This is a genomic window from Bradyrhizobium sp. P5_C11_2 (genome assembly GCF_054049755.1).
The window spans coordinates 1-5,564 of record NZ_JBFULT010000507.1 but is presented as its reverse complement, the minus strand read 5'-3'; the positions used below and the strand labels follow the sequence as shown (position 1 = coordinate 5,564).

The window sequence follows — 5,564 nt, the reverse complement described above, 5'->3', positions numbered from 1 at the left end:
CGCCGGTGCTCGGCGCCAATGCGCCGTTCTCGGTGGTCGACGCCACCATCCGGCTCGGCGGCTCCGACCTGGTCTCGCTGACCAACTTCGACCTGACCGCCGACATCACGCCGAACGCACCCTCGGTGTTCGGCTCCGGCGGCATCAAATACTCGCCGGACGTATTCACCGGCCAGATGGGCATCTCGCTCAACCTCGGCATGCTCTACCAGGACCTGACCATCTTCCAGGACTTCCTGGCCGAGACCGTCTACACGCTGCACGTCCTCGCCGTCGACAACGAGGCCGAGCCCAAGGATTTCTTCTCGATCTACATGGGCAATTTCACGCTCGGCGGCGCCGACCCGTCGGCGTTCTCCAACCAGGGCGGCGGCCGCACCCAGACCGTCCAGGTGCCGGTCGCGCTCGCCGGCATTGACGGCGCCGGCGCCGGTCACGACGCGGCGATCATCAAGTTTCAAACGTCGGCACCGTAGCCAATGTGGAGCGATGATCGCCGTTATTACGGCAGCGAGCGGCTCCCGGACGCCCGGGAGCGGATCTTGCTCGACGCGCTTTGCAAGCTGCACTGGCTGCGCATCCGCACGATCTCCAACTTGCGGGCCATCGAAAGGCCTTCCCCCGAATTCCCGACAGAATGATTGCGCGCAATCGGCCCCGCGGTGGTGTCGGCCACCGTGGGGCCATCCTTCCGACAGAGGACATCATGGATACCGAGAAAGACACCTTCGACATCGGCGCGCTCGACGCCAGGGACGAGGCGACGCTCAACATCAAGCACCCGACGACCGACAAGGAGACCGGCTGGATCTGGACCTTCTACGGCCCGGGCCATCCGATCACGATCGAGCTGGCCGACCAGGTCGGCCGTGAGCAGCTGCGCCTGGCGCGCGAGAAGGAACAGGCCCGCGTCAACGGCAAGAAGTGGAAGGCCGACGACGAGTCGATCGACGCCCTGCGCAAGCGCAATGTCGACAGCATCGTCAAGCGGACCAGGACCTTCACGTCCGTCAGCATCGACGGCAAGCTGATCGAGTTCTCGCCCGACAACGCCCGCATGCTGTTGTCGGATCAACGCAAGGGCTGGCTGTTCAAGCAGGTCACCGATTACCTGCGAGAAGACGAAAGTTTTATTCGGCCCTCGGCGACGAGCTGAGGGATTTCGCGGAAGCCACTTTCGCCCTCGATGCCAGGGACAAGGACGGCTTCAGCCTGCGGGAGAAGCTGGAAGGCAAGCTCAAGCGCACGCGGGGCGCCAAGGGCAGGGCGGAGATCGAAGCGCAGCTCGCGGTCCCGCCGTTCCCTATGCCGCTCTTGTACCTCTGGAACGCCTTCCAGCGCCTGTCCAGCCGCCGAACCGGGTCCGGCTTCGGCATCAACCCGATCGCCTATGCCGACATCGAGGCCTTTGCCCGCCTTGGCGGCCGGCGCTTCTCGCCGTTCGAGATCGAGCTGATCGAGGATCTCGACAATCTGTTCCGGATCGAGTTCGCCAAAAAGCGAGACTAAACCAGCATGTCCGACCAGACCGTCACCGAGCTTGTGATCGACGCCGACACCTCCGGCGCCGATCAGTATTCGCAGGCCATGGACAAGGCTGCGGATGCCTCAGAGCGCGGCATCTCCAGCGCGCAGGGCGCGGCGCTGGCGATCGCCGGCGTCGGGATCGCGGCGCTGGCGGCGATCGCCGGCCTGCGCAGCTTCTATGACAACGTCGGCAAGCAGACGCAGGTCCTGGTCGACCTCGAGGACCGCGCCCAGTTGGCCGGCCTCAGCGTCAAGGAGTTTCAGCAGGATCTGTTTGCGGCGATGTCGTCGGGTGTGAAGGAAAGGGACTTCAACTCCGGCATCGACAAGATCACTGATGATCTGACGCAGGCGAGCCAGAAGGCGACCGAGTTCGGCAAGCTGTTCAAGGCCAATGGCCTCTCGATCAAGGACCAGAACGGTCAGCTGATCTCGACCAAGCAGGCGCTGGCCGACATCGCCGGGCTGATGCAGAACGCCTCGCCTCAGGTGCAGCAGGCGATCGCGCGCATCGTCGGGCTGTCGAAAGACTGGATTCCGTTCCTGCGCCAGGGCGCCGACGCGATCGAGGAGCAGAAGCGCAAGGCGCAGGATCTCGGCATCATCATCGACGATGATACCATCGCCAAGGCGCGCGAGTTCAACACGCAATGGAAGGAAGCCGTTGCGACCTGGGATCTCCAGTTCAAGGCGTCGCTGGCCTCGATCCTGCCCCTGCTGACCCAGATGGCCGGCCTGGCTTCGCAGATCCTTGCCGGCATCGGCGCGGCGAGCGGTTCCGTCGGCCGCTGGATGACGCCGGACGAGGACAAGACCAAGTCCCAGCTTAACGACCAGATCAACGATGCCTATCGGCTGCGCGAGATCGTCGCGCAGATCGGCGATCTCAGCCAGCAGTCGTTTGCCGGGTTCAAGGGGCGCAACCTCGCCGGCCTGCTCGGCCTTCCGGAGAATGCCTCGCTCGGTGACGTCGACAAGCTGCTCGACAAGCTGGCGGCGCTCTACGACAAGCAGCCGGACCGGATCCGCGTCACGCCGGACAGCTCGACCACGCAACTGCCCGACATGAGCCAAAAGGATGGTCTCGAGCGTGCGATCGAGTCGGCCAATCGGCATATCGCGGTGATGAAGGCCGACGCCGCGGCGATCGGAGAATCCGATGCTGCGCTGGCCGGCCTGCGCGTCGAGGCAGAGCTCTATGCCGCGGCCGAGCGCGCCGGTTACAAGGATCTCGAGCAGTTCGCCGACAAGTTCTACGATCTGCGCGAGCGGATGGAGCAGGCCAAGTCCGCCTATGACCAGTGGAAGGCGGAGGGCGACGCCAATTTTGCGCGGCAGACGGTCGGCCTGCAGGGCGTCGAGCTGCAGATCGCGCAGATCCAGCGGCGGCTGCACGGCGACGACTGGCGCGCCTATACCGATGATGCGCTGTCCAACACCATGCGGCTCACTGCTGCGCTGCAGGAGGTGAAGGACACTGGGCTCGACTTCACCAAGTCGTTCTTCCAGGGGCTGATGCAGGGCAAGTCCGGCATGGACGCGCTGGCCGGCGCGGCCGAGCAGCTCGCCTCCAAGATGGCCGACAAGGCGTTGACCGACATCTTCTCCGGCAATTTCATCCAGGGCGGCGTCGAGGCCGTCGTGGCGATCGGGGCGCAGCTGTTCGCCGGCGACCAGAAGGCCAAGAAGGAGCTGGACGAGGCGAAGCAGCAATGGGCCAAGATGGCCGACCAGGTCATCAAGTTCAACCAGGCCGCCGCCGGCGTCGACCTCGGCCCGCTGACCAATGAGCTTCAGTCGCTGTTCTCGTCGTTCCAGACCCTCGAGGAAGCGGCGCGCAAGGCCAAGGACGAGGCTTCGCGCGGCAGCCTCGCCGAGACACTGTCCAGCGGCATCAGCCGCATCATCGCCGAGTTCAAGAGCGGCGCCGATGACCTGTCGCCGTTGCAGAAGGCGATCAAGGGCGTCAACGACGAGGCGGCCGGGCTCAAGGACACGCTGACCACGATCGGCGCGGCCAACCACTGGGACGTGACCGGCGAGTTCGCCGGCATCGACGCGTCCGTCAAGGCGCAGATCAAGAAGCTCATGCAGGACGCGGCCGACACGCTGACGTCGAGCCTGGCGGAGCGGCTCAACAGCGCGCAGGGCAAGTCCTATCTCAACGATGCGGCGGCACTGCTCAAGCAGCATCAGACCGACCTCGCAAGCGCGGCCGAGCTCGGCAACGATCCGGGGCTGCTGGCGCAGATCGCGGCGACCTATGCGGCCGAGGCGCAGAAGATCGTCCAGGACTCCRGCTTGGTCGGCGACAGCTTCGACGACTTCATCAAGCTGTTTCCGGATCTTGCCGACGTCGTCAAGCAGGCGACCGTCGACGTCACGGCCTCGATCAAGACCATCAGCGATTATCTCGCGAGCCTGCAAACCGGCTCCAGCTCGATCCTGTCGCCGCAGGATCAGCTTGCGGCAGCTCAAGCGCAGTTCGGCCAGCAGCTCGGCCTGGCGCAGGGCGGTGATGCCGATGCGCTCGGTTCGATCACCAAATACGCCGACACGCTGCTCAACCAGGCCAAGAGCTTTTACGGCTCCTCGGAAGGCTATGCCGGCATCTACCAGGCGGTGTCCTCGGCGCTGGCCGCGCTGATCGGCGCCTCGCCATCGACCGCCACGACGATGGCGTCGACCACGTCCAGCGCCACGCTGTCGACTGCGTCACTGGTGCCGCAGGTCTCGCAGGTATTTTCGTCCGGCGCGGCAAACGACAACGGGCAGTATTTCTCGGCGCTCCAGCAGGGGCTGTCGCAGGCCATCGCATCGGCCGCCAACGCACAGGTGCTGAGCCTCAATGCCGGCTTCGACGGCATGGGCAAGAAGCTCGACCGCATCGCGACCGCGGTCGAGAGCAACCGCGGCCGTGCGCAGCGGCCGTCCGCGAAAACCGGAACTTAAGACCATGTCCGCGACCTCCTACGGACGGCAGAAGATCGTCGACGATCTCACTGGCGTTGCGCCCTACAGCCCGCCGCCGCTCTATCTGTCGGCGCATACGGCCGATCCTGGCGTCGCGGGCTCGCATGCCCACGAAGTCTCCGCCGGCGGTTATGCCCGCGTTCCGCTCGCCGGCGTCATGGGCGCCGCCGATGCCAGCGGCATCAGCGTCAACACCACGGTCATCACCTTGGGCCCGGCCACGGCCGATTGGGGCACCATCACGCATTTCGGCATCGAGGACTCGCTCAGCAGCGGCAACATGCTCTGCCCGGGCGCGCCGACGATGCCGCGGACCATCACCACCGGCCAGCCGCTGCAGATCCCCGTGGGCCAATTGCGCCTGCGCCTTACCTGAGAGGACCACCATGTCGAAGGGCGACACGTTCGAAAACGACCTGCTCAAGCTGATCTTCAACGGCACGGCGATCGCCAACCTGGCGGACAATGCGGCATCCTCGCCGCTGACCAGCCTCTATTTCGCGATGCATACGGCCGATCCCGGCGAGGGCGGCAGCCAGACCACCAGCGAGGTCGCCTATACGTCCTATGCGCGCGTCGCGGTGGCTCGCAATTCGACCGGTTTCATGGTCACCGGCAACAGCGTCTCGCCGGTCAACGACATCAACTTCCCGACCGCGACCGGCGGCAGTGCCACGGCGACCTTTTTCTCGATCGGAACGGCCGCGAGCGGCACAGGCAAGATCCTCTATTCCGGCACGCTGTCGCCGGCGATTTCGATCTCGACCGGTGTTCCGCCGGTGATCACCAACAGCACCACCATCACGGAAGACTGACGCAGGTTGGGCCGGGGCCGCCCCGGAAAGGCTGAGGCATGTTCAGCATCGGGCCGTTCAGCCGGTACCGCTTCTCCGAATCCGACCGGACCTCGACGCGCGCGCCTGGCGTGGCCGCGGGATCGTCGGTCGCGTCCGGCATCGGGGCGGGGGCAGCGAGGGGCGCTGCGGCTGGCGTCACCACCGTCGTCGGCATCGGCGCGGCTGCTGCGAAGGGCGCCGCCAGCGGCACGTCGACAGCTTCCGGCG

The 5,564-nt window shown here is 65.7% G+C and carries 7 protein-coding genes and 1 pseudogene; all 8 read left to right on the top strand.

The genetic code is table 11. The features are described 5' to 3' along the window. On the top strand, positions 1–476 hold a 476-nt coding region (locus ACXJL8_RS32400; RefSeq protein WP_456686250.1), incomplete at its 5' end, for a phage tail tube protein. Between the two features lie 3 nt (positions 477–479). Beyond that, positions 480–641, top strand: coding sequence for a hypothetical protein (locus ACXJL8_RS32395; protein WP_456622143.1), 162 nt, complete (start codon positions 480–482; stop codon positions 639–641). Positions 642–706: 65 nt separating this feature from the next. After that, entirely contained in the window at positions 707–1,156 is a 450-nt protein-coding gene (locus ACXJL8_RS32390) for a branched-chain amino acid ABC transporter (RefSeq protein WP_456622142.1), read from the top strand. Then, positions 1,084–1,509 carry a phage tail assembly chaperone gene (locus tag ACXJL8_RS32385; protein ID WP_456622217.1) on the top strand — a complete coding sequence of 142 codons (426 nt, stop codon included), beginning with the start codon at positions 1,084–1,086 and terminating at the stop codon, positions 1,507–1,509. Before ACXJL8_RS32390 ends, ACXJL8_RS32385 begins: the two co-directional genes overlap by 73 nt. Positions 1,510–1,515: 6 nt before the next feature. After that, on the top strand, positions 1,516–4,479 hold the full coding sequence (locus tag ACXJL8_RS32380; RefSeq protein WP_456686249.1) for a hypothetical protein: 2,964 nt from the start codon (positions 1,516–1,518) through the stop codon (positions 4,477–4,479). Between the two features lie 4 nt (positions 4,480–4,483). Beyond that, the gene (locus ACXJL8_RS32375; protein ID WP_456622140.1) at positions 4,484–4,876 is read left to right on the top strand and encodes a phage tail fiber protein; all 393 of its coding nucleotides are present in this window, start codon (positions 4,484–4,486) and stop codon (positions 4,874–4,876) included. 10 nt (positions 4,877–4,886) lie between these two features. Then, entirely contained in the window at positions 4,887–5,315 is a 429-nt protein-coding gene (locus ACXJL8_RS32370; protein ID WP_456622139.1) for a phage tail fiber protein, read from the top strand. A 38-nt stretch (positions 5,316–5,353) separates the two neighbouring features. After that, positions 5,354–5,564: pseudogene (locus ACXJL8_RS32365) on the top strand (hypothetical protein); the annotation flags it as partial.

Coding starts and splice junctions, on each gene's coding strand:
- ACXJL8_RS32395 (WP_456622143.1), top strand. CDS start 480: ATGTGGAGCGATGATCGCCGTTATTACGGCAGCGAGCGGCTCCCGGAC.
- ACXJL8_RS32390 (WP_456622142.1), top strand. CDS start 707: ATGGATACCGAGAAAGACACCTTCGACATCGGCGCGCTCGACGCCAGG.
- ACXJL8_RS32375 (WP_456622140.1), top strand. CDS start 4,484: ATGTCCGCGACCTCCTACGGACGGCAGAAGATCGTCGACGATCTCACT.
- ACXJL8_RS32370 (WP_456622139.1), top strand. CDS start 4,887: ATGTCGAAGGGCGACACGTTCGAAAACGACCTGCTCAAGCTGATCTTC.